Source organism: Acinetobacter pseudolwoffii, from assembly GCF_002803605.1.
GTDB lineage: Bacteria > Pseudomonadota > Gammaproteobacteria > Pseudomonadales > Moraxellaceae > Acinetobacter > Acinetobacter pseudolwoffii.
Window position 1 is genome coordinate 19093 of the sequence record NZ_PHRG01000006.1, and the last position, 24320, is coordinate 43412.

Annotated in this window: 19 protein-coding genes, 2 tRNA genes and 5 pseudogenes; 18 read left to right on the forward strand and 8 right to left on the reverse strand. The window is 43.0% G+C overall.

The window, feature by feature from the left end; genetic code table 11:
• Positions 1-13 precede the first annotated feature (13 nt).
• From CWI32_RS11510 to CWI32_RS11530, 5 genes are all read right to left on the reverse strand, one after another.
• Positions 14-607 carry a hypothetical protein gene (locus CWI32_RS11510; RefSeq protein WP_005094603.1) on the reverse strand — a complete coding sequence of 198 codons (594 nt, stop codon included), beginning with the start codon at positions 605-607 and terminating at the stop codon, positions 14-16.
• A gap of 194 nt (positions 608-801) precedes the next feature.
• Positions 802-1194, reverse strand: a complete 393-nt coding sequence (locus CWI32_RS11515; RefSeq protein WP_100535336.1) for a hypothetical protein — start codon at positions 1192-1194, stop codon at positions 802-804.
• A gap of 13 nt (positions 1195-1207) precedes the next feature.
• A complete protein-coding gene (locus tag CWI32_RS11520) occupies positions 1208-2044 on the reverse strand; it encodes a ParA family protein (RefSeq protein WP_100535337.1) in 837 nt (278 codons plus the stop codon).
• Between the two features lie 95 nt (positions 2045-2139).
• Entirely contained in the window at positions 2140-2532 is a 393-nt protein-coding gene (locus CWI32_RS11525; RefSeq protein ID WP_100535338.1) for a SirB2 family protein, read from the reverse strand.
• A 9-nt stretch (positions 2533-2541) separates the two neighbouring features.
• Entirely contained in the window at positions 2542-2850 is a 309-nt protein-coding gene (locus CWI32_RS11530; RefSeq protein WP_005094610.1) for a BolA family protein, read from the reverse strand.
• Between the two features lie 233 nt (positions 2851-3083).
• Between CWI32_RS11530 and CWI32_RS11535 the strand changes: the two genes are divergently transcribed.
• The 5 genes and pseudogenes from CWI32_RS11535 to CWI32_RS11555 all read left to right on the forward strand — a co-directional run bounded on the left by CWI32_RS11535 (position 3084) and on the right by CWI32_RS11555 (position 5316).
• Positions 3084-3156 (forward strand) — tRNA-Gly (locus CWI32_RS11535).
• A gap of 48 nt (positions 3157-3204) precedes the next feature.
• Positions 3205-3280 (forward strand) — tRNA-Gly (locus tag CWI32_RS11540).
• Between the two features lie 155 nt (positions 3281-3435).
• Positions 3436-4604 (forward strand): annotated as a pseudogene (locus tag CWI32_RS15370) (site-specific integrase); the annotation flags it as partial.
• A 128-nt stretch (positions 4605-4732) separates the two neighbouring features.
• Positions 4733-5094 (forward strand): annotated as a pseudogene (locus CWI32_RS11550) (MbcA/ParS/Xre antitoxin family protein).
• Positions 5054-5316: pseudogene (locus CWI32_RS11555) on the forward strand (helix-turn-helix domain-containing protein). Before CWI32_RS11550 ends, CWI32_RS11555 begins: the two co-directional pseudogenes overlap by 41 nt.
• Positions 5317-5584: 268 nt before the next feature.
• On the opposite strand, the gene acnA reads toward CWI32_RS11555, so the two are convergent.
• Complete coding sequence (gene acnA / locus CWI32_RS11560) at positions 5585-8341, reverse strand: aconitate hydratase AcnA (protein WP_100535339.1); 2757 nt, start codon at positions 8339-8341, stop codon at positions 5585-5587.
• 354 nt (positions 8342-8695) lie between these two features.
• Here acnA and CWI32_RS11565 point away from each other — a divergent pair, with 354 nt between their 5' ends.
• The gene (locus CWI32_RS11565; protein WP_100535340.1) at positions 8696-9004 is read left to right on the forward strand and encodes a helix-turn-helix transcriptional regulator; all 309 of its coding nucleotides are present in this window, start codon (positions 8696-8698) and stop codon (positions 9002-9004) included.
• Positions 9005-9052: 48 nt separating this feature from the next.
• Here CWI32_RS11565 and CWI32_RS15510 read toward each other — a convergent pair.
• A pseudogene (locus CWI32_RS15510) lies at positions 9053-10175 on the reverse strand (ATP-binding protein).
• A gap of 336 nt (positions 10176-10511) precedes the next feature.
• On the opposite strand from CWI32_RS15510, the pseudogene CWI32_RS15385 reads away from it, so the two are divergent.
• From CWI32_RS15385 to CWI32_RS11580, 3 genes and pseudogenes are all read left to right on the forward strand, one after another.
• Positions 10512-10649, forward strand: a pseudogene (locus CWI32_RS15385) (type II toxin-antitoxin system HipA family toxin); the annotation flags it as partial.
• 166 nt (positions 10650-10815) lie between these two features.
• Positions 10816-11052 (forward strand): VF530 family protein, encoded by a 237-nt coding sequence (locus CWI32_RS11575; protein WP_005173763.1) that lies wholly within the window; start codon positions 10816-10818, stop codon positions 11050-11052.
• Positions 11053-11221: 169 nt separating this feature from the next.
• Entirely contained in the window at positions 11222-12103 is an 882-nt protein-coding gene (locus CWI32_RS11580) for an IS982 family transposase (RefSeq protein ID WP_100535341.1), read from the forward strand.
• 201 nt (positions 12104-12304) lie between these two features.
• On the opposite strand, the gene CWI32_RS11585 is transcribed toward CWI32_RS11580, so the two are convergent.
• Positions 12305-14005, reverse strand: a complete 1701-nt coding sequence (locus CWI32_RS11585; protein ID WP_074383716.1) for an NAD-dependent malic enzyme — start codon at positions 14003-14005, stop codon at positions 12305-12307.
• 366 nt (positions 14006-14371) lie between these two features.
• Between CWI32_RS11585 and CWI32_RS11590 the strand changes: the two genes are divergently transcribed.
• The 9 genes from CWI32_RS11590 (at position 14372) to glmS (ending at position 24320) form a co-directional block, all read left to right on the forward strand.
• Complete coding sequence (locus CWI32_RS11590) at positions 14372-15334, forward strand: alpha/beta hydrolase (protein ID WP_100535342.1); 963 nt, start codon at positions 14372-14374, stop codon at positions 15332-15334.
• Between the two features lie 347 nt (positions 15335-15681).
• On the forward strand, positions 15682-17193 hold the full coding sequence (gene exaC, locus CWI32_RS11595; RefSeq protein WP_005094691.1) for an acetaldehyde dehydrogenase ExaC: 1512 nt from the start codon (positions 15682-15684) through the stop codon (positions 17191-17193).
• A 399-nt stretch (positions 17194-17592) separates the two neighbouring features.
• The gene (gene ribBA / locus CWI32_RS11600) at positions 17593-18708 is read left to right on the forward strand and encodes a bifunctional 3,4-dihydroxy-2-butanone-4-phosphate synthase/GTP cyclohydrolase II (protein WP_100535343.1); all 1116 of its coding nucleotides are present in this window, start codon (positions 17593-17595) and stop codon (positions 18706-18708) included.
• A gap of 18 nt (positions 18709-18726) precedes the next feature.
• Positions 18727-19197 (forward strand): 6,7-dimethyl-8-ribityllumazine synthase, encoded by a 471-nt coding sequence (gene ribH / locus CWI32_RS11605; protein WP_004280926.1) that lies wholly within the window; start codon positions 18727-18729, stop codon positions 19195-19197.
• A gap of 4 nt (positions 19198-19201) precedes the next feature.
• The gene (gene nusB, locus CWI32_RS11610; protein ID WP_004280924.1) at positions 19202-19651 is read left to right on the forward strand and encodes a transcription antitermination factor NusB; all 450 of its coding nucleotides are present in this window, start codon (positions 19202-19204) and stop codon (positions 19649-19651) included.
• A gap of 17 nt (positions 19652-19668) precedes the next feature.
• A complete protein-coding gene (gene thiL / locus CWI32_RS11615; RefSeq protein WP_100535344.1) occupies positions 19669-20586 on the forward strand; it encodes a thiamine-phosphate kinase in 918 nt (305 codons plus the stop codon).
• Complete coding sequence (locus tag CWI32_RS11620; protein WP_100535393.1) at positions 20564-21085, forward strand: phosphatidylglycerophosphatase A family protein; 522 nt, start codon at positions 20564-20566, stop codon at positions 21083-21085. The genes thiL and CWI32_RS11620 overlap by 23 nt, the downstream gene beginning before the upstream one ends.
• Before the next feature lie 20 nt (positions 21086-21105).
• Positions 21106-22470, forward strand: a complete 1365-nt coding sequence (gene glmU / locus CWI32_RS11625) for a bifunctional UDP-N-acetylglucosamine diphosphorylase/glucosamine-1-phosphate N-acetyltransferase GlmU (RefSeq protein WP_100535345.1) — start codon at positions 21106-21108, stop codon at positions 22468-22470.
• Between the two features lie 11 nt (positions 22471-22481).
• Complete coding sequence (glmS, locus tag CWI32_RS11630) at positions 22482-24320, forward strand: glutamine--fructose-6-phosphate transaminase (isomerizing) (protein WP_100535346.1); 1839 nt, start codon at positions 22482-22484, stop codon at positions 24318-24320.

The window sequence follows — 24320 nt, forward strand, 5'->3', positions numbered from 1 at the left end:
ATAGCCTGTGCATTTAATCCCAAAGCTTGATCAGTAATGGGATCAGACAAAGCAGTACAAACAGAGCCGAGCCTTTATAAATAAGGCCGGCTTTTATTTTTTCAGAGTGACTGCTCAAAATTGCCTGACCAAAGACCATCCAGAAAATCCCTACTGGAACGGTACTCAAGCAAAAGGCAGCAAACACCAGAACAAAGTTGGTCGGACTTTGCCAAGTTTCCATGGGTAAGATCCCGGAGGCCAACAATGCTGCTTTAGGATTGCTTAAGGTGACAGTAAACATTTGCCAGGGACGAATCTGCGGATGATTTTTGCTATAGCGTTCTAACTGCTGGGCCTTATATAAATGCAGCGTCATCCAGCCCACACAGATGGTACTCAGGACATACAGCAAGCTTTTGAAGTTTGGCCAGATCGGTAAAGCCAGATGAATCAACAAAGCCCAGACATTAATCGCATAAAAATAGCCCATCAGAATGGCAGGAATATAAAGGCTGGTTTTGGCCTGACCCTGCTGATACGCAGAGCTGGCGACCAAGGCATTCGCCGGCCCAGGAATCATCAGAACGGCGATTAGCCCCAATACAAATAACCAATTTTCAATCATCGTGATGAACTATTCCGGGCCTAGCTTATAGCTTAATCAATATTCTCATGCCAGAACAGCTCTATAAATCTAGGATGCTGAGACGATACGCGCCATTTCAAGTGATATTAAGCGGAATATCAGCTCGGCTATTTTGAAAAAATCATAAAAAATGCTGACCCAAGATCAGCATTTATGAAGAGATCAGGAATTCGTTATTTAGCAATATTCTGACGAACCACAATCGGACAATTTTTGTAACGGGCGGCCTGAACAATCGCTTCCTGTTCACCTAAAAGCCGTGCCAGTTCGGTTCGCTTGGTATTGGATGACTGTCCCATATTGACGGAAACACTCGGACCAATCCCCCAACCACCGCGACTGCCCCAGCCACCACCCAGACCGACGCCCAGACCTACACCCGTACGTTTTGGTGCTTCCACGCCATTGTCGATATATTTCTGAATACGGTTATATTCGCCTTGTAGCTGCTGACAACCCAAGGTCTGATACTGGGTCGGGGACACATAGGTGGGTTTCACCGTTGTTGCACAAGCACTCAGCAATGCAAGTGCTGCAATACTCAGGCTTAATTTCACAAGTTTCATAGTTAACTCGATCTTAGTTCTGCTCTATCTCATTGAACAACGATTGATAGGCCTGAGTCAATTTATGATCAGTAGCCAAATGAATCAGGGGCTGATTTTTATGATGAGATTCTTTCATTAAGATGGAGGGCGGTAACATACTATTGAGTACGGGCAATCCTTCATCTTTCAGTTGCTGCACCACTTCACGCGGTAATCTGGCCTGTGCCTGAAACTGATTCACCACAATACCTTCAATTTCCAGTCTTTCATTATGGTCATCTTGGGTTTCAATGACATTTTCAATCAGGGTCTGTAAGGCGCGTTTAGAAAACACATCACAGTCAAATGGAATCAGCACGCGGTCTGCAGCAATCAAAGCCGACAGTGTAAAGAAATTAAATGCCGGCGGGGTATCAATAAACACCCGATCATATTGCCCGGACAATTGTTGTAAAGCATCTCGCAGTTTGTAGATTTTATGCTTGGACTCCAGTGCATGTGCCAAGGCGCCCAGTGTCGGGCTGGCTGGAATCACATCCAGATACTTAAAGGGAGACTGATGCACATAACTTTCCAGACCTTTGCTACGGCTTTTCAAAATCGAGCCAATTGCATTGCCGAGCAAGCCTTTACTTTGCTGATTGCCCAGCACATTTTCAAAATAGTTTTCAATATTCGGTTCTAATGCCGGCTTGTCACTTGAATAGGTCGCATCGTCACCTAATACGTATTGACTGGAATTGGCTTGTGGATCCAGATCAATGAGTAAAGTTTTTAAACCCTGATGTGCGCTGATCGCGGCCAGATTAACGGTAATACTGGACTTACCCACCCCACCTTTTTGATTAAATACCACACGTGTATTCATGTCCCCTCCTGTTATTTTTAACTACTTTTATCACACTTGTATTTTTTAATTATTCACATAGGCAGACTGCGCTTGAAGTCACAGCCTGCTTGCTTTTAGCCAAAATTCGGCTTGATCATCACCAAGATCAAAATAGAAACCAATGCAACTACCGCAATAAATAAGCCAGCCCGGCGTTGTGCCAGCAAGATTGAATCATCTTTTTTATAGGCTTTAGCTAAAGAGGATACCAGCACAAAAAATAAAATAACCTTGGCATAAAACCAGGGTTGCACATCAAAATCCTTGATCACCAATGACACAATACCTGTAAGCGCGATCACCGTAATGGCCAGATGCTGTAAAGCCACCAGCGCAATTCGTGCCTTTGGATTCGGTAGGTTGCCTTGTGTACCAATAAACAAAGTCAAGGCACGGGCAAGAATGGCGACAATCGCCAATCCTGCTGCTGACATATGAATAATTTTGACTAAAAGTTGAGTTTCCATCATTTCCTCTTAGTTTTTTGGTGCATGTGCACAAGCTGGACTGGTCGTGTCCTGCCCTGCCCATTCTTCAGGCAAAAATGCATGGATTGCCAGCGCATGAATCTTGTCTTTGGCCAGTAAATCACCAGCAGCAGCATAGACTTTCTGATGACGCTGGACTGGACGTAAACCGGCAAAGGCCTGACTGACAATCACAGTTTTAAAATGAGACTCTTTTCCAGGGAAATAACCGCCATGACCCGAAGATTCATTCACCACGTCTAAATGGGTCGGAGATAATTGTGCTAAACGATCTTTCAGTTGTTGTTCTAAGCTCATGGCCTGACTCCAATCTTTGAAAATATAAAGTCAGTATACCTTGTTCTGCTGAGTATTTTGGTAATCTGTCACAGCGCAATCTGTTGATTGTGGCGAAGTTTCATGAATTCCCACATGAATATTGGCGATTTATTGTCTGGTCTAAAGTATTTTGCTTTTATTTTATGCAATTGATACAAGATTTTTAACAAAGGTGTTGACCACATTTTTTCATGCTGTATTATACACGGCATGCGGGAATAGCTCAGTTGGTAGAGCATAACCTTGCCAAGGTTGGGGTCGGGAGTTCGAGTCTCCTTTCCCGCTCAAAATTTTTTCATTTAGTTTTTTCATTTAAAAAACTTTATAGACTCCGCGGGAATAGCTCAGTTGGTAGAGCATAACCTTGCCAAGGTTGGGGTCGGGAGTTCGAGTCTCCTTTCCCGCTCCAGATTCAAAAAGCCCTCATCGAAAGATGGGGGCTTTTTTATTGTTGATTTTATTATATTTTTAAAAATCCCCCTTCCTTTGTTATTCAATTCAATAAAAAATATTCTTAATGTAATTTATATTTTGTGACCAAGATGTGACCATGGCGTGCCCACGACCTTATCCGTTGTTCTGAACTGTAATTACGCTCCACTGGTCAAGAATGTGACGGATTATACCGAAGAAGAATATCAGTCCATTCGGACAGAGTTACTCCGTAATACGCATGGTCAAAATCATTGGTTTATGCTTGCCCATTTACTGGGTCACATTGACCCTACAGAAACCTTTAAAAGCTATATTCATCTGAGCTACCTGATCGCTGGGCATAAAATACTGCAATATCATCCAGACATAGATACTCAATTAGTAAAGAAGATGAAAGAAGATGATGGGCTACCTACCTTCTTTCAAATTTTTAAACACAGTAAAAGATACTGCTCCATTCAATTTTGAAAAGCATGCTATTCATTTAAGTCAGCAGTTACTCAACGACCAAACTGACTGGTTAAAAAGTAACATAGAAGACATTCTGGATGAGGTTTCATTTAACTCACAGCCTCATGATTTTTCTAAATATTTCGCAGGAACAAAGGAATCCAAAATCTCATTTGCATGGTTTTTTAAGTGCCTAAATTTACTGGAAATTCATCATGATCCAGATCAGGTCTCACAGGAAATGAGCTTACCTATAGAACTGGTTGAGTACTGGTATAAAAATGCCAAACAACTGGGCCAACTCAAGTCTCAAAAAAACAACCCAAGGTTATTTGATCTCAACAACACGAATCATCTTGATAAACCTTTAAAACCCGCCATGATTGATACCATTGAAGAGTGCACAGCAAGGAACTATTTCTTTGAAAATATTCAAAATATCTTTGAAAAAAAGCCAGATCAAATAAAAGCGGTGCTTGAGACATTTTTAAGTCGTGTTACGGTTTCGCATACTGGCATTCATTATCGATGAAATAAAATCGATCAATTGGAATCATTTTATTCCAAGGTAAAAGACCTGTTTCCCCATCAATTTTGGCATTTGCTTGGACAAGACTTGGTACAATTGCTAGATAAAAAGAAACAGCCTTTATTACTGAAGCTGGCTAAATCGAGCACAACAGAGCATCCTACCACTCAAGAAGATTATGTTCGTCTCCAGCTTTACTCAACAAAAGATGCCAAAGCACTGGCCGCATTTAAATTCTGTTTACATTTAGCCTGTATTGGCAGACCTCGATCTCTTTGAACTTAAAGCTGAAGGTCTAAAAATAACTACATGCTGTTAAATAATTTAACCGTTGCTTCCTTATCTAAAACCAAATTTAATATATTTAGTAAAAATTGAGTGTCTGATCAACGATAATTAAATAGTATAAACTCTATGAATTAGCAGCGTCTGAAACAGGGATCGGTCATGCGTACAACATCAGAAAAAACTGCAAAAAAGAAAATGATATTAGCTAAGGTAGTTTTAGCTGCTGCTGAACGACTTGGTCTTGCACAGGATCAACTAGCCTTAATACTCAGTATAGATTCGGTGAAAACTTTAACCTCTCTTGAATTAGATCCCACTTCAAAACAGGGAGAAATCGCCTCACTTTAATCCGTATTACCACATCATTAGATGCTCTGACAGGTGGGGATACAGCCTGGATGCAGCATTTTATGAAATCACCCAATAAATTGATGAATGGCATTCCAATAGAACAGATTCAGAACCCTCAGGGATTGGCCTCTGTTTTACAATTGGTGGAAGGTCTTCGGGCTAAACTTTAAGATAAGCAAAGTATTAGGCTATACACAGAAAAGTCTTTCAGAAAAGACCAAAGTGAATAAAACAACAATTTCAGAGATAGAGAATGGCCATTTTACAGGTTCATTTGACATATTTGAACGTGTGCTTGATGGCATGGGTTTACAATTCGAAGTGAATAAAAAAAGTTTAACTTGCCCCAATGGGATGAAATTGAAGAAATATTTGCGGAATATGATGAATAAATTAGATTAGATCTATGTTCACATTTGATATCTACACCTAATAATGTAGGCATAGTTCCAATGGTCAGCGCTCTCCATTAGATTATGAAAAGGCCCATCAAAAGATTAATACCAGTCAGTTAAGGAAATTTGGATGAAAAACAAATCTAAATTTCCTTATATTTGAATTTAAATTGATCTAAATTTATGTCTTAATTGAGCATAATTTTAGTTTTTCAATTCTTAACTGGCCGGCATTGTGGCCGGTGTCGGGTTTTCATCATTCGATTTAGGAAGCGAGCAAATTGCGTAAAACATAATGCAAGATCCCACCGGCCTTAAAGTATTCCACCTCATTCAAGGTATCAATACGACACAACACTTGAAAACACTTATATGTACCATCGGTATGTTGCACTTCTACATCCAGCATTTGATGTGGATAAATATCGTCCGACAAACCTAGAATTGATAGGGTTTCATGCCCGGTCAGGTTCAAGATCTGCCGGTTCTGACCCTCCACAAACTGTAAAGGTAACACCCCCATGCCGACCAGATTGGAACGGTGAATCCGCTCAAAACTTTCAGCAATCACCGCTTTTACCCCCAATAGGTTGGTACCTTTGGCCGCCCAGTCACGTGAAGAACCGGTACCATATTCTTTCCCGGCAATAATCACGAGTGGGGTTTGTTCTGCCTGATAGCGCATTGCCGCATCATAAATCGAGAGTTTTTCTGCACTTGGAATATGCAGGGTATTGCCACCTTCCTCCCCACCCAGCATTTCGTTTTTGATGCGGATATTGGCAAAGGTGCCTCGCATCATCACCTCATGGTTGCCACGGCGGGATCCATAAGAGTTAAAGTCTTTTGCATCAACCCCCTGTTGCTGCAAATATCGTCCGGCAGGACTATCTTTTTTGATATTGCCCGCAGGGGAAATATGGTCCGTCGTGACTGAATCTCCCAATACAGCCAAAATCCGTGCCTGTTTGATCTGCTGAATTGGTCGCGCCGGCTGATCAATTTCTGAAAAAAAGGGTGGATGTCGGATATAGGTCGATTGTTCATCCCACGCATAGGTTTGACTTTGTGGAATCTGGATCGCTTTCCACTTGGCATCGCCTTCAAACACTTCCGCATATTCTTTATGAAACATCTCGGTATTCACATTCTGCAGTGCGGCATCGATTTCTATCTGTGTCGGCCAGATATCTTTTAAATAAACCGCTTGCCCATCAAAGCCTTCACCTATCGGCTCAGCAGTGAGATCAGTTCGAATATTCCCGACCAGACCATAGGCAACCACCAAGGGTGGAGATGCTAACCAGTTGGTTTTCACCAAAGGATGCACCCGTCCTTCAAAGTTACGGTTTCCGGAAAGTACTGAGGCTACATTCAAATCGAAACATTGCACAGCTTCTTCAATCGCTTCAGGTAAAGGTCCCGAATTACCAATACAGGTGGTACAGCCATAACCTACCAGGTTATAACCCAGTTGATTCAAATAAGGCGTCAACCCTGCTGCATTGAGATAATCGGTAACTACTTTGGAACCTGGAGCCAGTGAACTTTTCACCCAGGGTTTCCGCTGCAAACCTTTTTCGATTGCCTTTTTGGCCAATAGCCCTGCTGCCAACATGACACTGGGATTCGAAGTATTGGTACAGGAGGTAATCGCTGAAATCACCACATCACCATGCTGCAACGGATATTTTTTACCCTCAATCATACAAAAAACATTTTCATGTGGCAGGTTGGCCTGTTTTGCTTCAACAGCCGTACCTCCCCCTCCTTCATTTTCCAGACGCTCTTTTTCTTCTTTGACCGGTTTCAAGGTCAGATCCATGAAGGCATCAAAGGTTTTCGACACTTGTGACAATAGTACACGATCCTGCGGACGTTTCGGACCTGCCAGACTGGCTTCTACCGTCGACATATCTAAAGCCAGCGTATCTGTAAAGACGGGTTCATCCCCCGGATTGCGCCATAATCCTTGTAACTTGCTATAGGCCTCTACCAAGGCAATTCTTTCGGGCTGACGTCCTGTTAAACGTAAATAGGAGAGCGTCACCTCATCAACCGGGAAAAAGCCACAGGTAGCGCCATACTCCGGTGCCATATTGGCAATCGTGGCACGATCCGCCAAGGGTAAATCGGCCAGGCCATCGCCATAAAATTCGACAAATTTTCCAACTACGCCTTTTTGGCGAAGCATCTGGGTAATGGTCAGTACTAGATCAGTTGCTGTAATCCCTTCTTTGAGTTTACCGGTGAGCTTAAAGCCGATCACTTCTGGAATCAGCATCGAGATCGGTTGGCCCAGCATGGCTGCTTCTGCTTCGATGCCGCCTACTCCCCAACCTAACACGCCTAAGCCATTGATCATGGTGGTATGTGAGTCAGTACCGACCAAGGTATCAGGAAAGGCAAAGCGCTGCCCATCAACCTCATTGCTCCAGACCACTTGTGCCAGATATTCCAGATTGACCTGGTGGCAAATCCCGGTTCCTGGCGGCACCACGCGAAACTCATTAAGTGCCGCCTGCCCCCAGCGCAGAAACTGGTAGCGCTCACCATTGCGTTGCATCTCAATTGCGACATTCTGCTCAAAAGCTTGCGGGCTGGCAAAGTAATCGACCATCACCGAGTGATCGATGACTAAATCCACCGGTGACAACGGATTAATTTTTTCCGGGTCACCACCGGCTTTGGCCACCGCTGCACGCATCGCGGCAAGATCAACCACTGCGGGAACACCGGTAAAATCCTGCATCAGCACCCGTGCCGGACGATACTGGATTTCCTGTTCTGAGGTTTGGTTGTTTAACCACCCTGCCAGCGCATGAATATGCTCGGTTTTCACCGTGAGCTGATCTTCAAAACGTAGTAAATTTTCCAGCAAGACTTTTAAAGATTTTGGCAGCCGGGACAGGTCGCCCAATTGCGCTTGCAATTTGGACAGGTTGAAAATCTGATAGTGTTCTGAACCGACGGTCAATGTTTCTAAGGTATTAAAACTATTGATATCACTATACTTGGCCATCTAGTTTACCTCCGGCTTGAGATGTTATTTTTATGATCACAGTCCACCACTTCTTTACTTACTGTATGCCAACTGCGCGGCGGGTTTGTTATTATTTATTATCGGATTGTGCTAGGCAGTTAAATGCAGGGCTGCCAGGAATTTTTGCCAGAGAGTTGTCGACAGTTCAGATCCGGCATCGACAATCTTTCTGCCAATTCCGTAAGGAGATAAGTTAAATTGAACCGCGTATTTTCAGAGTGATTTCAGATCACTACGTAGCTAGGGCTGTTTTACAGATCGAAATGATAAATTGCTTTAAAAAAGAAACTAATATGTTTCTTATAGAACCTAAAAGAAATAAATGTGTCTACAATGAATGAATCTTTACTTCAGCAAATCAAAAAAAGACGAACCCTATTGGGCTTAAAGCAAGTTAATATGCAATCCCGTACCGGCATTTCAAGACAGCAGTACCAAAAACTGGAAAGTCAGGGCAATCCACGATTAGAGACCTTAGAAATTATCGCGGCAGGATTAAATGCTCAACTGATGCTCATTCCAGATGATAAAGTTCATTTAATCAGACAATTATTGAATGATGAAATTAAAATCACGATCGAAGATCAGGATGAGTTAATGACCAACCCATGGAAGGGTCTTCTCGGAGATGAGGAATCATGAATCCTCTTAACGAGGTATTTTACCGGGTACTGACCATTATTAAAAAATTTATGCTTCATCCATAATCCATTCTTTAAAAAGAGCATCTTCGATTTCATAAGTACCATTTTCTGGTTTAAAAATAATTTGTTTTTTTGATAAAGAACGTAGGGCAGATTGAATACTTGATACTGCAATGCTGTCTACACCGATGGAGTCAGCAAGATGCTGTCTAAATTGAATACTATAAAGTTCAACTTGTGATTCAGCTATGGCTTTTAAGAGCAGCTGTTCTAATAACTTAAACTCTCCCCATAATCCTGAAAAGTCACGGTGCCCCATTGTATCGGCTATAAGCTGTTCCTTTGCAAAATCTATAGCCAGCATTGGGTTTAATGCTAAACGCTCAACCAATGACCTCACCAGTTGAGGACTTTGCTTCATATCTAAAAAAGCACACCATAAAATTTCTTTATCCAAACTACGTCCTGTTGTTTGATTAAATACATCTGCCAGATGATCTGTAAATGCTTTTGTTAGATTTGGAAAAGGTAAATTCTGCCCATAATGAAAAAATGGAGCACTACTCACAGAAAACATTTGTCTCAAGCCCTCTCGACTTGAACCAGTAAAAATTACCTTTATCGTTTCTTTATGCATATCTAAAGCAGTACGCAAACTGGCAATAGTTGTTTTATATTTTGAACTAGCTAAAGCCTGAATCTCATCAAGTAGCAATAAAAAAAGCCTGAATCTCATCAAGTAGCAATAAAATAGGTTTACCCTGCTGAGCCAGTTTTGTAATACTAGATAAAATACTGGAATTCACTTGCCCTTGTGCAAGAGTCACTTCGGCTTTTACACCTGCCACCTCTGTACTTAAAGAGCCAATATTTTTAATCCAATGATTGGCTTTACCAATCAAGCCATTTTGCTGTGAAAACTCATCAAGAGCTTTTACAAACTGTCCTTCACTATGCAGGCCTGCATCTAAAAAACTGAAATAAAAAACGCGCCATCCAAGCTGTTCTGCTAAGGGCGTAATATCTTTTCGTAAAAATTCAGTTTTTCCCATCCGGCGTGGGGCAAAAAAAGTCAGAGAACTAGCTAGTCCAGTCTCAAACATCCCTAAAATTTGTTTAGCTAGTTCTGTACGTGGAAAATGCCAAGGATCATTGGAGATGCTACTCATTTTAATTACTCAACAATGATTCTTTATTGCTATAGATTGTATTAGATTGTAAATGTCTAATTAGACTTCTTTAATCTAATAGGATCTAATCACCCAATAAAGCACCTTTTCACCGATCAACCGACACATTTTATAACTCCATTATTTTGTGGCTTAATAGCCATATCTGAACATAAGACCCAATATTATGGATTTAAGATTCAGAAAGACCTGAAGAAGTTGTTGCGTTTTATGTGAGAGGCTTCGTAAAGAACGACTTTATCTGGAAATAAATCCACGCTCAAAAAACTTAATGCTTACTATAATTGATGGGGTGAATATTGGCTTTGGGGTACACTGGTCTCCTCAACAGCAATCACAGGTCGACCATTAATTGCCTTTGAATACAGTGCTGAAGCGATCCGTAAAGGTTTAGAACTCTCCTCGTACCTACCCCCATTAAAAGGTGACCCATTAAGAAAAAACTTTCCTACATAGCACATGGGATTACCAAGTCATATATATGATGCCTCATCCGATTGCTAGGCGTGCTCCAGAATTTTGGTGGCTATTCAGTCCATCATTACCTACATTCAAACGCTCTAGTTTTCCAATTAGCTCAGGTTATAATAATGGCCACCCAAAATACGATTGATCTATTATGAACACCCCCAATGACCCTTTACACGGCAAAAAACTTGCTGACATTTTGGATGAATTATTGGATTACTACGGTGGCTTTGAAGGTTTAAGTCGTAAAATTGAAATTAGATGTTTTTGCATAGACCCAAGTGTTAAATCATCATTACGATTCTTGCGTACCACACCATGGGCACGTGAAAAAGTAGAAAGCTTATATTTGTACGTCTTACGCCAAAAGGCAAAACAGAAACCGTAGACCCAGGCCCCTCTCTCATCATCAAATTATACCAGTCAGTAAAATATTTTACATTAAATCATATATTTAAAATTAATATCATTTAACGCCAATCTCAACTTTTTAAGTCATTGAAATGAGAAGGACATAACCTCACTTTAATTTCGACCAAGAAAATAAAATTACAGTTATGTCCATTGAAGAATTTATCATCTTTGTCTATTTAATTATAGATGAGCTATATCCAATTGTTGTTAATAAACCACTCAGAACTCGTGGCTTTCCACCTGCTCTTACCGATATTGAAATTATCACAATGCAAATTGTGGGTGAATTCCTTGGAATGGATACAGATAAAAGTATCTGGATGTATTTTAAAAACAACTGGTTAGCTTGGTTTCCAAAACTGGGGTCATATCCTAATTTTTGTAAACATTGTGCAAACTTATGGCAGATCAATCAGAAAATCATAGCTCGCTTAACTACATATTATGGTCAGGATAATATTCATTTTATTGATGGATTTCCTATTCCTGTCTGTCGCTATAGTCGAGCAAAAAGACATAAAAACTTCAAAGAACATGCAGGCTTTAGTTATTGTGCAGCTCAACAGGAAAAATACTATGGTTTTAAGGGACATATCGTGATTAATTTTGATGGTATGGTCACAGGCTACACTTTTGCCTTGGCGAATGTTGATGAGCGTGATATTGCACCAGAAATTACAACACACATTCATGGATTATTGGGAGCAGATAAAGGCTATTTAAGACCAAGCTTAATCGAATACTATAAATTTCAATATGTTGATTTACAGACACCATTTAGAAAGAATATGCTTGATCTCAGACCTAAAGAATCAATGAGAGTGTTGATGAAGGCTAGAAGAAAAATTGAGACCGTCATTGGCCAGTTGGTAGATCGCTTTAATATCCAAAAAGTAAGAGCAAAAGATTTATGGCATTTATCACATCGCTTTATCAGAAAGATTCTGTCACACACCGTCTGCGTTGTTTTGAATAAGAAGCTTGACCATTCGCCAATTCAACTCGAAAAACTCATTTTAAGTTGAGATTGGCGTATCATTTAATAAAATAAATCTCAGCGACTTTATCGAGATTGGAATCAGAGAGCTCGAGTCTCCTTTCCCGCTCCAGATTCAAAAAAGCCCTGATCGAAAGATCGGGGCTTTTTTTATGCATTGCCTATTTTAACCAATAAACGCTGACCAGCCCAAAACGAGTGCTTAGTCAGAGTTTGTCTTCATTTAAAATTAGAAAGTGACCCGCTGATAATCACGATATTGCGGTGTCCAGAAATTATGCTCAATCGCTAACTGCAAGTCCTCAATACTTACTTTAGGCGCCACCCCATCCTCAATGGCAGCAAGGGCGACTTTCAACGCAATCTGCTTTGAAATAGACTGCAAATGATCGAGACTCGGCAATAAATCCGCTTGTGGGTCTTGCAACTTAGGCGAACAATCCGCCAGAGCATTACTAGAAGCCATCAGCATATTATCTGTAACACGCTTCGCACCCGAAGCAATCACCCCCAACCCAATTCCAGGGAAAATATAAGAATTATTGCACTGTGAAATATGATGGATTTTTTCCTGATAATTCACCGGTGCAAAGGGGCTACCTGTAGCAATCAGCGCTCTACCCTTGGTCCATTGCAAAATATCTGCCGGTACTGCTTCTACCTGTGAAGTCGGATTGGATAAAGGGAAAATAATTGGCTGCACGCTATTCTCAGCCATAGCTTCAACCACTTCCTGCGTGAATAATCCCGGCTGCCCCGAGACACCGATCAGTACTGTTGGCTTGGCATGCTTCACGACATCTGTTAATGAAATCATGGCTTCAGCATCTGCCCAACTTTCTACATGTTCAGCAGGCTGTGCCAATTTACGCTGAAAATTCAGTAAATTCGGCTGGTTTTCAGTGATCAGACCAAAGCGGTCAACCATAAATATCCGTGCACGTGCTTCGCTATCGCTCAAGCCTTCCGCAATCATTTGTTTAATGATCTGTTCCGCAATCCCGCAACCAGCTGAACCGGCCCCCAGAAATGCCACCACCTGATCTTTCAACTGCTTGCCTGCTGCACGCGAAGCGGCAATTAAACTTCCGACCGAAACCGCAGCGGTTCCCTGAATATCATCATTAAAGCAGCAAATGCGATCACGGTATTTTTCCAGCAAAGGCATGGCATTTTTCTGCGCAAAGTCTTCAAACTGAATCAATGCATCCGGCCAGCGCTGCTGAATGGCCTGAATTACCATTTCGACAAAAGCATAGTATTCATCGCCGCTGATCCGCGGTTCACGCCAACCCATATAAATCGGATCATTCAGCAATTGCTGATTATTGGTGCCGACATCGAGAGTGATCGGTAAGGTATACGCCGGGCTGATTCCACCACAGGCAGTATAGAGTGCCAATTTACCAATCGGAATCCCCATTCCGCCAATCCCCTGATCGCCTAAACCCAAAATGCGTTCGCCATCGGTAATCACAATCACTTTCACGTTCTTTTTATTAATATTGTGAATAATCTGCTCGATCTGATCGCGATCCGGATAGGAAATAAAGATCCCGCGATGACGGCGATAAATATCAGAAAAGCGCTGACATGCCTCCCCCACAGTCGGGGTGTAAATAATCGGCATCATCTCGCTAAGGTGATTTTCAATCAGGTGATAAAACAGGGTTTCATTGGTATCCTGAATATTACGCAAATAAATATGCTTGTTGATATCACTATTAAAAGCACAATATTGCTGATAAGAGCGCTGACTCTGCTCCTCGATGGTCTCGGTCACATGAGGAATTAAACCATGCAAATTAAAGCTTCTGCGCTCTTCTTCAGTAAATGCAGAACCTTTATTGAGTAACGGGAGTTCTAATAAGGTATTTCCGGCATACGGAATATATAAAGGGCGTTTACTGTTCAAATTTTCTCTGGGCATTATTTAACTCTTCTAATCAATCCTCGGCACTTCGCCGAAAACAATGACATCACTATCGTTATTTTATATAGCCTATCCTGATTTTAGTCTTTTGGGGTATTTAGTAAATTGATAATACTTTTAGCAGGATTTTATAATCTGATAACGTAGCGTGATAGGAGAGATTTTGGTTAATTTTGTAATAAATTTCTTTTATCCATCAAAAATGCTTGTTCTATTTTAAAATCTCACTGATTTAAAATGGGTTATGGCCTATTTAAATAGTGTTGATCTTTTTCATACTGCTAAGGCAGAAGATTGATTTGACAAAAAGTTAAAGCTCATCAAGGATAAAGGATAAATTCAATAATATAAATGAGTATAAAAATGAGTGAATTCCAGCCCCTTTATCAAGCTGATATTTTAGGCATCGGCTATGAGCAAGCCACCTTGAGCTTTCCAGATGACTATGAGGGCAAAGTTGTAGCAACCCTGATACGTAAAAAAGCAGCGCAGCCTACTCCTAAAGCAGTTTTGTATATTCACGGATTTATTGATTATTTTTTTCAGACTGAAATGGCGGAACGCTTTAATCAGCAGGGTTTTGATTTTTATGCGCTGGATTTAAGAAAATATGGCCGTTCGATTCTGCCGCATCAGAACTATTATAATGTGCATGAGCTGTCTGAATATGATGCAGAAATTAGCCAGGCACTGGATATTATCGCAAGCGAGGGCCATGATGCTGCCCTGCTCTGTGGTCATTCTACCGGCGGCCTCATCACCACATTGTACGCGGCACATCACCCTAATCATCGGTTAATCAAAGCACTCTGGGTCAACAGTCCATTTTATAACTTTAATATGAATCCGATAAAACGTGCGCTCGGCATCCCGCAGTTAAGCAAACTGGCAAAAAATTTTCCCGACCTTAAATTTCCGAGTGAGTTAAATAAATGGTATGCCACCAGTCTGCACAAGGATTTAAAAGGGGAATGGGACTTCAGTCTGGACTGGAAAAAGACCCGCTATCCAAGGGTACGGATCAGTTTTATTCGTGCCATCTATGAAGCACAAAAAGAAATTCATCGCGGCATCGAACTCGATATTCCGGTTCTGGTCATGCATTCGCATCAGACTTTATATCCCAAAAAATGGGGCAAGGCAGCGCAAACTAGTGATGTGATTTTGGGAGTTAAAGACATTCAGAAATATGCCAAAAAAATCAAAGCTGATGTCACGGTTCAAAGCATTCAGAATGGTTTACACGATCTGGTGCTTTCAGACAAATCTGTACGTGAACAGGTCTACCAGCAGCTGTTTCAATGGCTCAACAGCAAAGGATTATAATGCCGGCAAACAGGAAAGATGATTTTAGGCTCCTGTTTTCTGTTAAGTGTTTTGATTGAATAAAATGGCCCTCCTGAATGTAATCCACAACCATCAGAAATACATGAATCCTTCGATTTTTTAAGCGCCTGTTAAATGCTTATTTCTTAGGATAAGCTTCGATTAAATATAAAATTTAATTCCTATACTTCATATTCCAAATGTTGTCTTTTGTAGCAAGCGTGTAATCAAAGCACCACCTGTCTTTTTCCCTCTTTATAGTAGAGCTGACTGCTGAAACTGTAACATTTTCAATTGAGAAAATAGGGTCAGCGTGTACCAATAACAATCATATAAAGGAATAGATTATGCGTTATGCAGACCCCAATACTGACGGTGCAAAAATTCAATTTAAAGCCCAATACGACAACTTCATTGGCGGCGAATGGGTCGCTCCAGTTAAAGGCGAATACTTTGACAATATCTCTCCGGTAGATGGCAAAGTCTTTACCAAAGTGCCGCGCTCTTCTGTAGAAGACATCGAATTGGCCCTAGATGCAGCGCACAAGGCCAAAGCACAGTGGAATACATCCTCAGCCACCACCCGTTCCAATATCCTGCTAAAAATTGCAGATCGTCTGGAACAAAATCTGGAACTGCTGGCGGTGGCAGAAACCTGGGACAACGGCAAGCCGATCCGTGAAACCTTAGCGGCCGATATTCCGCTATGTATTGATCATTTCCGTTATTTTGCCGGCTGTATCCGCGCACAAGAAGGCGGCATTTCCGAGATTGATGAAGATACCATTGCCTACCATTTCCATGAACCGTTGGGTGTGGTGGGTCAAATCATTCCGTGGAACTTCCCAATCCTGATGGCGGCCTGGAAACTCGCACCCGCCTTGGCAGCAGGCAACTGTATCGTGCTGAAACCTGCGGAACAGACCCCGGTCAGCATTTTAGTTTTAGCTGAACTGATTCAGGACATTTTGCCGCCGGGTGTACTGAATATTGTCAATGGTTATGGTATCGAAGTCGGTCGTCCACTCGCGACCAATCCGCGCATTGCCAAGATTGCCTTTACCGGTTCAACCGCAGTCGGTCAGCAAATCATGCAATACGCCACCGAGAATATTATTCCGGTAACACTGGAACTTGGCGGAAAGTCACCAAACCTGTTCTTTGCCGACATTATGGATCAGGAAGATGATTATCTGGACAAGGCACTGGAAGGCTTTGCCATGTTTGCCCTGAATCAGGGTGAAATCTGTACCTGTCCTTCTCGTGCCTTGGTGCAGGAAAGTATTGCCGATGAGTTTCTGGCGCGTGCGGTAGAACGGGTGCAACGCATTAAAACCGGTCATCCGCTCGACACCGACACCATGATTGGTGCGCAAGCCTCACAGGAACAGCAGGACAAGATTCTGGGCTGTATTGCCACTGGCCGCGAAGAGGGTGCGCAAATTCTGACCGGTGGTGAAGCACGTCAGGAAGTGGGACAAGGTTTTTATATTGAACCGACCATTTTCAAAGGCACCAATGACATGAAAACCTTTCAGGATGAAATCTTCGGGCCGGTGCTGGCGGTGGCGACATTTAAGGACTTTGATGATGCCATTAAAATCGCCAATGACACCATTTATGGTTTAGGAGCAGGTGTGTGGTCACGTTCAGCACACACCTCTTACCGTGCAGGACGCGCGATTCAAGCGGGTCGGGTCTGGACCAACTGTTATCATATTTATCCTGCACATGCGGCTTTCGGTGGCTATAAAAAATCAGGGATTGGCCGTGAGAATCACAGAATGATGCTGGATCATTATCAGCAAACCAAAAACCTGTTGGTGAGCTATTCAACCAAACCGGCAGGTTTTTTCTAATCAATCTGATGATTAAAAGCGGGCTTCGGTCCGCTTTTAACCTAATATTTTTAAAAATTTTTAATACTAGGTAAAATTTTCCAACATTGTTCGTCCAGAATTCTATTGAATGACTGACAATAAATAAAAATACTTTCTAAAAACCCCTTAATGTCTGAGCTTATGTTGATTTCACCTAAGTTTCTCATTTTTTATGCTTTTTAATTGCTCAAAAAACCTGCATAAAGCCCAGGCTTTCATTTAAAGTCGGCTTTTCATGTTTATCAAGACTGTGTATAACAATGAACCACTAGAGGGAAAGCAATAAGCATAGGCAAAATTGCGCAAAAAGCGTTAGACTATGTACCCAATAATGTCATGATTCGGTCTGATCAAGATCAAAAAAGAAGGTGAAGGTTGATGCCGCTCAATACTGTTGAAGAGCTTGTAGCAGATATCCGTGCAGGAAAAATGGTCATCCTGATGGATGATGAAGATCGTGAAAATGAAGGCGACTTAGTGATTGCTGCCACGCACGTACGTCCTGAAGACATCAACTTCATGATCACCCATGCACGTGGTCTGGTCTGCCTGACTTTAAGCAAAGAGCGTTGCCAGCAGTTGAATCTGCCTTTGATGGTCGATGCAAACGGTGCCCAGCATGGAACCAATTTTACCCTGTCAATTGAAGCAGCCAAAGGTATTTCTACCGGGATCTCACCGGCTGAACGTGCGCACACGATTCAAACTGCGGTGGCTGCTCATGCCAAACCGGCAGATATTGTACAGCCAGGACACATCTTCCCGCTGATGGCGCAGCCGGGTGGCGTATTGCACCGTGCCGGGCATACCGAGGCAGGTTGTGATCTTTCTCGTTTAGCAGGACTGGAACCGGCTTCGGTGATTTGTGAAATCATCAATGAAGATGGCACGATGGCGCGCCGTCCGGATCTTGAAGTTTTTGCTGAAAAGCATGGTTTGAAAATTGGCACCATTGCCGACCTGATTCATTACCGCATGACCAATGAGCAAACTGTTGAGCGTCTCGATCATCAAAAACTCGACACTGAATACGGCACATTTGATTTATATCGTTATCGTGAACTGGGCAACCCGGATATTCATTTGGCCCTGGTCAAAGGCGAGCCTAAAGAAGGCGTGACTACCGTTCGTGTACATGGTTTTAATCCGACCCGTGATTTGCTCAAACTGAAAAAACAGGACGGCGAACCGGCCTGGAATTTAGACCGTGCACTAAAAGAAATTTCCAATAGTGATCGTGGTGTACTGGTCTGGATTGGGCAACGTCATTTACAGGATTTGGGTCCGGCTTTAGATACCTTAAACGCACCAAAAAATGTAAAATCAAATTCTGCACTGTCTCAGCAGTATCAGACCATTGGTGTCGGTGCACAAATTTTGCGTGATCTAGGCGTTGAAAAAATGAAGCTGCTCAGCTCTCCATTGCGCTTCAATGCCCTGTCAGGCTTTAACTTAGAAGTGGTGGAATACATCACCGCACAACAAACATCTTAAGAAATCATCGAGGTTGTTATGGCAGTTCGCCGTATTGAAGGTATGTTACATCTCGCGAACGAAGACCGTTATGCGATTTTAGTTGGTCGTTTTAACAGCTTTGTGGTTGAACATCTGTTAGAAGGTGCCATTGATACATTGAAACGTCATGGTGTATCAGAGGATAATATCACTGTTGTTCATGCACCTGGTGCCTGGGAACTTCCTGTCGTTGCGAAAAAACTGGCAGCTTCAGATCGTTTCGATGCCATCATCGCGCTTGGCGCCGTGATTCGTGGTAGCACGCCTCACTTCGATTTCGTTGCAGGCGAATGTGCCAAAGGTTTAGGCGTGGTTGGCCTGGACACTGGCTTACCTGTCATTAACGGTGTACTCACTACGGACAGTATTGAACAAGCGATTGAACGCTCTGGAACAAAAGCAGGCAATAAAGGTAGCGAAGCTGCCCTGACTGCGATTGAAATGGTTAACTTGTTAAAGGCTATTTAACGCTATGTCGCAAACACTTCAAGCAACTTATGCAGCAAAACGTAAAGCACGTCGCTTTGCTGTACAAGGAATTTATGAATGGCAAATGAGCCACAATCCGGTGCATGAGATTGAAGCACGTACTCGTGTGGAAAATGCCATGCACAAAGTGGATCTGAGCTATTATCATGAATTGTTGACTCAAGTGGTTGCCAATCATGAAGCATTGGATGCGCTCTTAATCCCAGTACTCGATCGCGAACTTTCAGCACTTGACGGTGTTGAGCTTGCGACCCTTCGTCTTGGTGCATATGAACTCAAAGAACATCTTGAGATTCCATATCGCGTGGTTCTAGATGAAGCGATCGAGCTGGCTAAACATTTTGGCGGTGCCGACAGCCATAAATACATCAATGGTGTATTGGATCGTTTAGCGACAACTTTGCGTGCAGCAGAAAAACAGCAGTCTAATTAATAACGTAGATTTGTTGTATGGCTGAATTTTCGATTATCGACACCTATTTCAATCGCAAGAATGCCAATTCTGTCGATCTGGGCGTCGGTGACGATTCAGCCTTGCTCACCCCCCCTCCTCAGCAACAACTGGTCATCTGTGCCGACACCCTGGTTGCTGGACGCCATTTTCCAATGGATACTGATCCGCATGCGATTGGCTGGAAATCTGTGGCTGTCAATTTATCTGATATTGCCGCGATGGGCGCAACCCCGCACAGTATTTTACTCGCATTGAGCCTACCCCAAATTGATCATGACTGGCTAAAAGCTTTTAGTCAGGGTCTGTACGATTGCTGCGATCAATTTGGGGTGAGTTTAATCGGTGGTGATACCACTCAAAGTCCTCATTTAACCCTGTCTGTTACAGCATTGGGCTGGGTGGATATTGGTCAAGCCATTACACGCTCAGGTGCAAAACCGGGTGATCTGATCTGTGTCAGTGGAACTGTCGGTGATGCAGCTTTTGCACTACAGCATCTTGGTCATCCGCTGCAAAAACGTCTGGATTATCCAACGCCACGTTGTCAGCTCGGTGCTGCCTTGAAAGGTTTGGCACATAGCATGATTGATGTCTCGGATGGTTTGGCCCAAGATCTTGGACATATCCTGAAAGCCTCTCAAGTCGGTGCAAAGCTGCAACTCGAAAACTTACCGATCAGTCCTGCCCTGCATGCCTTAAATGATGAACAAAAATGGCAATATGCCCTCGCTGGTGGCGATGATTACGAATTATGCTTTACAATAAGCCCGCAAAATTACGAAAAATTATTGCAAAAACAACTTGATATTTCGATTAGTATGATCGGCACAATTCAGCAGCAACACGGCTTAACTTTTGAAAAAGATGGCACAGACCATTTATTTCAATTTAATGGGTATCAACATTTTGCATAAACCTGCGATCAATTTTAAAGCCATGTCATGGATCGACCGACTGATTGTCTTTAGTGGGGTTGGTTTTGGTTCCGGTCTGGCACCTAAAGCACCTGGTACCTTTGGTTCGGCTTTTGCACTTTTATTTATCCCTATTTGGCTGCATCTTGGTTTTCTAAACAGTGTTTTTGCCATTGCTATCATGTCCCTGATTGGCATATATATTTGTGGCCACACAGCCAAGGTCATGGGCGTACATGATGATGGCCGCATTGTCTGGGATGAATTCGCCGGACAATCCATCACATTTTTACCCCTGATCTATCTCGGCCAGATGAACTGGCTCTGGCTGCTGGTCGGTTTTGCCCTGTTCAGATTATTTGATATCTGGAAACCTTGGCCGATCCGTGTGATTGACCGTCAAGTGGACGGTGGCTTCGGCATCATGCTGGATGACATTATTGCCGGCCTTTGGGCAGCTCTTTGTATTTTGCTTTATTTTTACTTCATCGTGGCATAAGCCATATTTAGGATTAGAACATGTCAACGACTGTTATTATTCTTGCTGCAGGTAAAGGAACGCGCATGCGTTCAAGCTTACCGAAAGTATTACAACCCCTTGCAGGACGTCCTTTACTGGGTCATGTCATTGAAACGGCAAAAAAATTAAACGCAGATAATATTATTACCATTTATGGTCATGGTGGTGACCGGGTTCAAACAGCATTTGCACAACAAGATATTAAATGGGTAGAACAGGCTGAACAGCTGGGCACCGGTCATGCAGTGCAAATGACCTTACCTGTCTTGCCTCAAGACGGCGTATCGCTGATTCTTTCCGGCGATGTACCCTGCATTAATCCTGTGACCTTGCAAAAATTACTCGATGCCACCGCAGAAACCGGTATTGGTCTGGTGACGCTTACCCTGCCGGATGCGAATGGTTATGGTCGTATTGTACGTGAACAGGGTCAGATCCAGGCCATTGTTGAGCACAAGGATGCTTCCGAAGAACAGCGTCAGATCAAGGAAATCAATACCGGTATTTATGCCGTCAGCAATGCTAAATTACATGAATGGCTGCCAAATTTAAGCAATGAGAATGTTCAGGGTGAATACTATCTGACCGATATTGTGGCGATGGCTCTGGCAGATGGTATGCAGGTTGCTTCGGTAGAACCTGAACAAGCCTTTGAAGTTGAAGGCGTAAATGACCGTGTGCAACTGGCAGCATTAGAACGTCAGTTTCAGGCATTTCAGGCCAAACAGCTGATGCAGCAAGGTGTGCATCTGATTGATCCGAGCCGTTTTGATTTGCGTGGTAATTTAACTGTCGGTCAAGATGTACAGATTGATATCAACGTGATTATCGAAGGTGATTGCGAGCTGGGCGACCATGTTGAAATTGGCGCCGGCTGTATCATCAAAAATACCAAAATTGCAGCTGGGACTAAAGTGCAACCTTATAGCATTTTTGACAATGCTATCGTCGGTGAAGATACCCAGATTGGCCCTTTTGCACGACTGCGTCCGGGTGCGAAGCTTGCTGCCGAGGTGCATATCGGTAACTTTGTAGAAGTGAAAAATACCACGATTGGCGTAGGCTCTAAAGCCAACCACTTCACCTATCTCGGTGATGCTGAAATCGGTGCCGGTTCTAATATTGGTGCAGGTACCATTACCTGCAATTATGATGGTGCGAATAAATTTAAAACGATTATTGGTGATCAGGCCTTTATTGGCTCGAACAGTTCATTGGTGGCACCTGTAAAAATTGGCAATGGCGCCACAGTCGGTGCAGGCTCAACGATTACCCGTGATGTGGAAGACAACAGTTTGGCAGTAGAGCGCTCTAAGCAATTTGCCAAAGAAAACTATCCACGTCCGCAAAAAATCAAGAAATAAGGGGAATAAATATGTGTGGTATCGTTGGTGGCATTGCAGAACGTAGCATTACCAATATTTTGATTGAAGGTTTAAAACGCCTGGAATACCGTGGTTATGATTCAGCAGGTTTGGCACTCATCAACAATAGCCAGGTCCTGCGTGAACGTCGTGTCGGCAAGGTCACGAACCTTGAACAGGCCGTAAATGAATCACAGATCAGCGGCTCACTTGGCATTGCACATACACGCTGGGCAACCCATGGCAAACCGACTGAAGAAAATGCCCATCCGCATATTTCTGAAAATGTGGCAGTGGTTCATAACGGGATCATTGAGAACTATCAAGAACTCAAAGATGATCTTGAAGCTTTGGGTTATGTCTTTACTTCACAGACCGATACAGAAGTGGTTGCACATCTGATCAATGACGCCCTGAAATCTACCCCAAGCTTAATGGAAGCTGTGCGCCAGGTGGTACCACAACTCAAAGGTGCTTATGCTCTGGGCATCGTGCATACAGATCATCCGGATGAACTGATTACCGTACGTGAAGGTTCGCCACTCGTCATTGGTGTGGGGATTGGCGAGAACTTTATCAGTTCTGACCAGTTGGCGCTGCTCCCGATTACCAATCGTTTTATCTACCTGGAAGAAGGTGATATTGCCCGTTTGACCCGCAGCACGATTGAAGTTTTCGTCGATGGTCAACTGGTCGATCGTCCGGTCAAGGAACTGGATGCTGCGGTCAGCAATGCCTCTAAAGGTGAATATAAACACTACATGCTCAAAGAAATTTATGAGCAGCCTGAAGCGATCAAACAGACCATTTCCCAGGCTTTAAATGGCAATGACCTGCGCAAAGACTTCCTTGCCAGTGCAGAACAGGACTTCACAAAAATCCAGCAAATCCAGATTATTGCCTGTGGTACCAGTTATCATGCCGGCATGATTGCCAAATACTGGTTTGAACAGCTGATTGATCTGCCGTGTCAGGTCGAGATTGCCAGCGAATTCCGTTATCGTACGCCAGTCATTGTGAATCACACACTCTATGTGTGTATTTCCCAATCCGGTGAGACTGCTGATACCTTGGCTGCATTACGTGATACACAGAAACGTGCGGCGGCCAAAGGGCTAGACATCACTACGATGACCATCTGTAATGTCGCTACATCATCGATGGTACGTGAGACCCAGCATAGTCTGTTGACATTGGCAGGTCCTGAAATTGGTGTGGCATCTACCAAAGCCTTTACCACCCAGCTTGCTGCTTTAATGCTGTTGGTATTGAAAATTGGTTCGGTCAAAAATAGCATTTCTACAGAACAGATGACGAAGATCAGCACAGAACTCTGGCATTTGCCTAAAGTGATTCTGGACACCTTGCATCATGATAATGAAATTTTAGGTCTGTCTGAGCTGTTTGTTGAAAAGCAGCATTGCCTGTTCCTGGGCCGTGGTACGCACTTCCCGATCGCACTGGAAGGCGCACTCAAGCTGAAAGAAATTTCCTATATTCATGCTGAAGGTTATGCTGCAGGTGAGCTGAAACATGGTCCATTGGCACTGGTCGACAATGACATGCCAGTGGTGATTCTGGCACCGCAAGATGACATGCTGGATAAACTGAAATCCAATATGGAAGAAGTTCAGGCACGTGGTGGCGAGCTATTTGTGTTTGCTGATGAAAACAGCGGCATTAAAGCCAAAGAACGCCAGCATGTGGTACATATTCCGGCAGTTAATGCAGTGCTGGCACCGATTGTATATAGCATCCCGGTGCAGTTACTGTCTTATCATGTGGCAGTGCTGCGTGGTACAGATGTCGATCAGCCACGTAATCTGGCAAAATCGGTTACGGTAGAATAA

Bases quoted from the DNA above. Each gene is read 5' to 3' on its own strand.
- CWI32_RS11510 (WP_005094603.1), bottom strand. From the start codon at position 607: ATGATTGAAAATTGGTTATTTGTATTGGGGCTAATCGCCGTTCTGATG.
- CWI32_RS11515 (WP_100535336.1), bottom strand. From the start codon at position 1,194: ATGAAACTTGTGAAATTAAGCCTGAGTATTGCAGCACTTGCATTGCTG.
- CWI32_RS11520 (WP_100535337.1), bottom strand. From the start codon at position 2,044: ATGAATACACGTGTGGTATTTAATCAAAAAGGTGGGGTGGGTAAGTCC.
- CWI32_RS11525 (WP_100535338.1), bottom strand. From the start codon at position 2,532: ATGGAAACTCAACTTTTAGTCAAAATTATTCATATGTCAGCAGCAGGA.
- CWI32_RS11530 (WP_005094610.1), bottom strand. From the start codon at position 2,850: ATGAGCTTAGAACAACAACTGAAAGATCGTTTAGCACAATTATCTCCG.
- acnA (WP_100535339.1), bottom strand. From the start codon at position 8,341: ATGGCCAAGTATAGTGATATCAATAGTTTTAATACCTTAGAAACATTG.
- CWI32_RS11565 (WP_100535340.1), top strand. From the start codon at position 8,696: ATGAATGAATCTTTACTTCAGCAAATCAAAAAAAGACGAACCCTATTG.
- CWI32_RS11575 (WP_005173763.1), top strand. From the start codon at position 10,816: ATGAACACCCCCAATGACCCTTTACACGGCAAAAAACTTGCTGACATT.
- CWI32_RS11580 (WP_100535341.1), top strand. From the start codon at position 11,222: ATGTCCATTGAAGAATTTATCATCTTTGTCTATTTAATTATAGATGAG.
- CWI32_RS11585 (WP_074383716.1), bottom strand. From the start codon at position 14,005: ATGCCCAGAGAAAATTTGAACAGTAAACGCCCTTTATATATTCCGTAT.
- CWI32_RS11590 (WP_100535342.1), top strand. From the start codon at position 14,372: ATGAGTGAATTCCAGCCCCTTTATCAAGCTGATATTTTAGGCATCGGC.
- exaC (WP_005094691.1), top strand. From the start codon at position 15,682: ATGCGTTATGCAGACCCCAATACTGACGGTGCAAAAATTCAATTTAAA.
- ribBA (WP_100535343.1), top strand. From the start codon at position 17,593: ATGCCGCTCAATACTGTTGAAGAGCTTGTAGCAGATATCCGTGCAGGA.
- ribH (WP_004280926.1), top strand. From the start codon at position 18,727: ATGGCAGTTCGCCGTATTGAAGGTATGTTACATCTCGCGAACGAAGAC.
- nusB (WP_004280924.1), top strand. From the start codon at position 19,202: ATGTCGCAAACACTTCAAGCAACTTATGCAGCAAAACGTAAAGCACGT.
- thiL (WP_100535344.1), top strand. From the start codon at position 19,669: ATGGCTGAATTTTCGATTATCGACACCTATTTCAATCGCAAGAATGCC.
- CWI32_RS11620 (WP_100535393.1), top strand. From the start codon at position 20,564: ATGGGTATCAACATTTTGCATAAACCTGCGATCAATTTTAAAGCCATG.
- glmU (WP_100535345.1), top strand. From the start codon at position 21,106: ATGTCAACGACTGTTATTATTCTTGCTGCAGGTAAAGGAACGCGCATG.
- glmS (WP_100535346.1), top strand. From the start codon at position 22,482: ATGTGTGGTATCGTTGGTGGCATTGCAGAACGTAGCATTACCAATATT.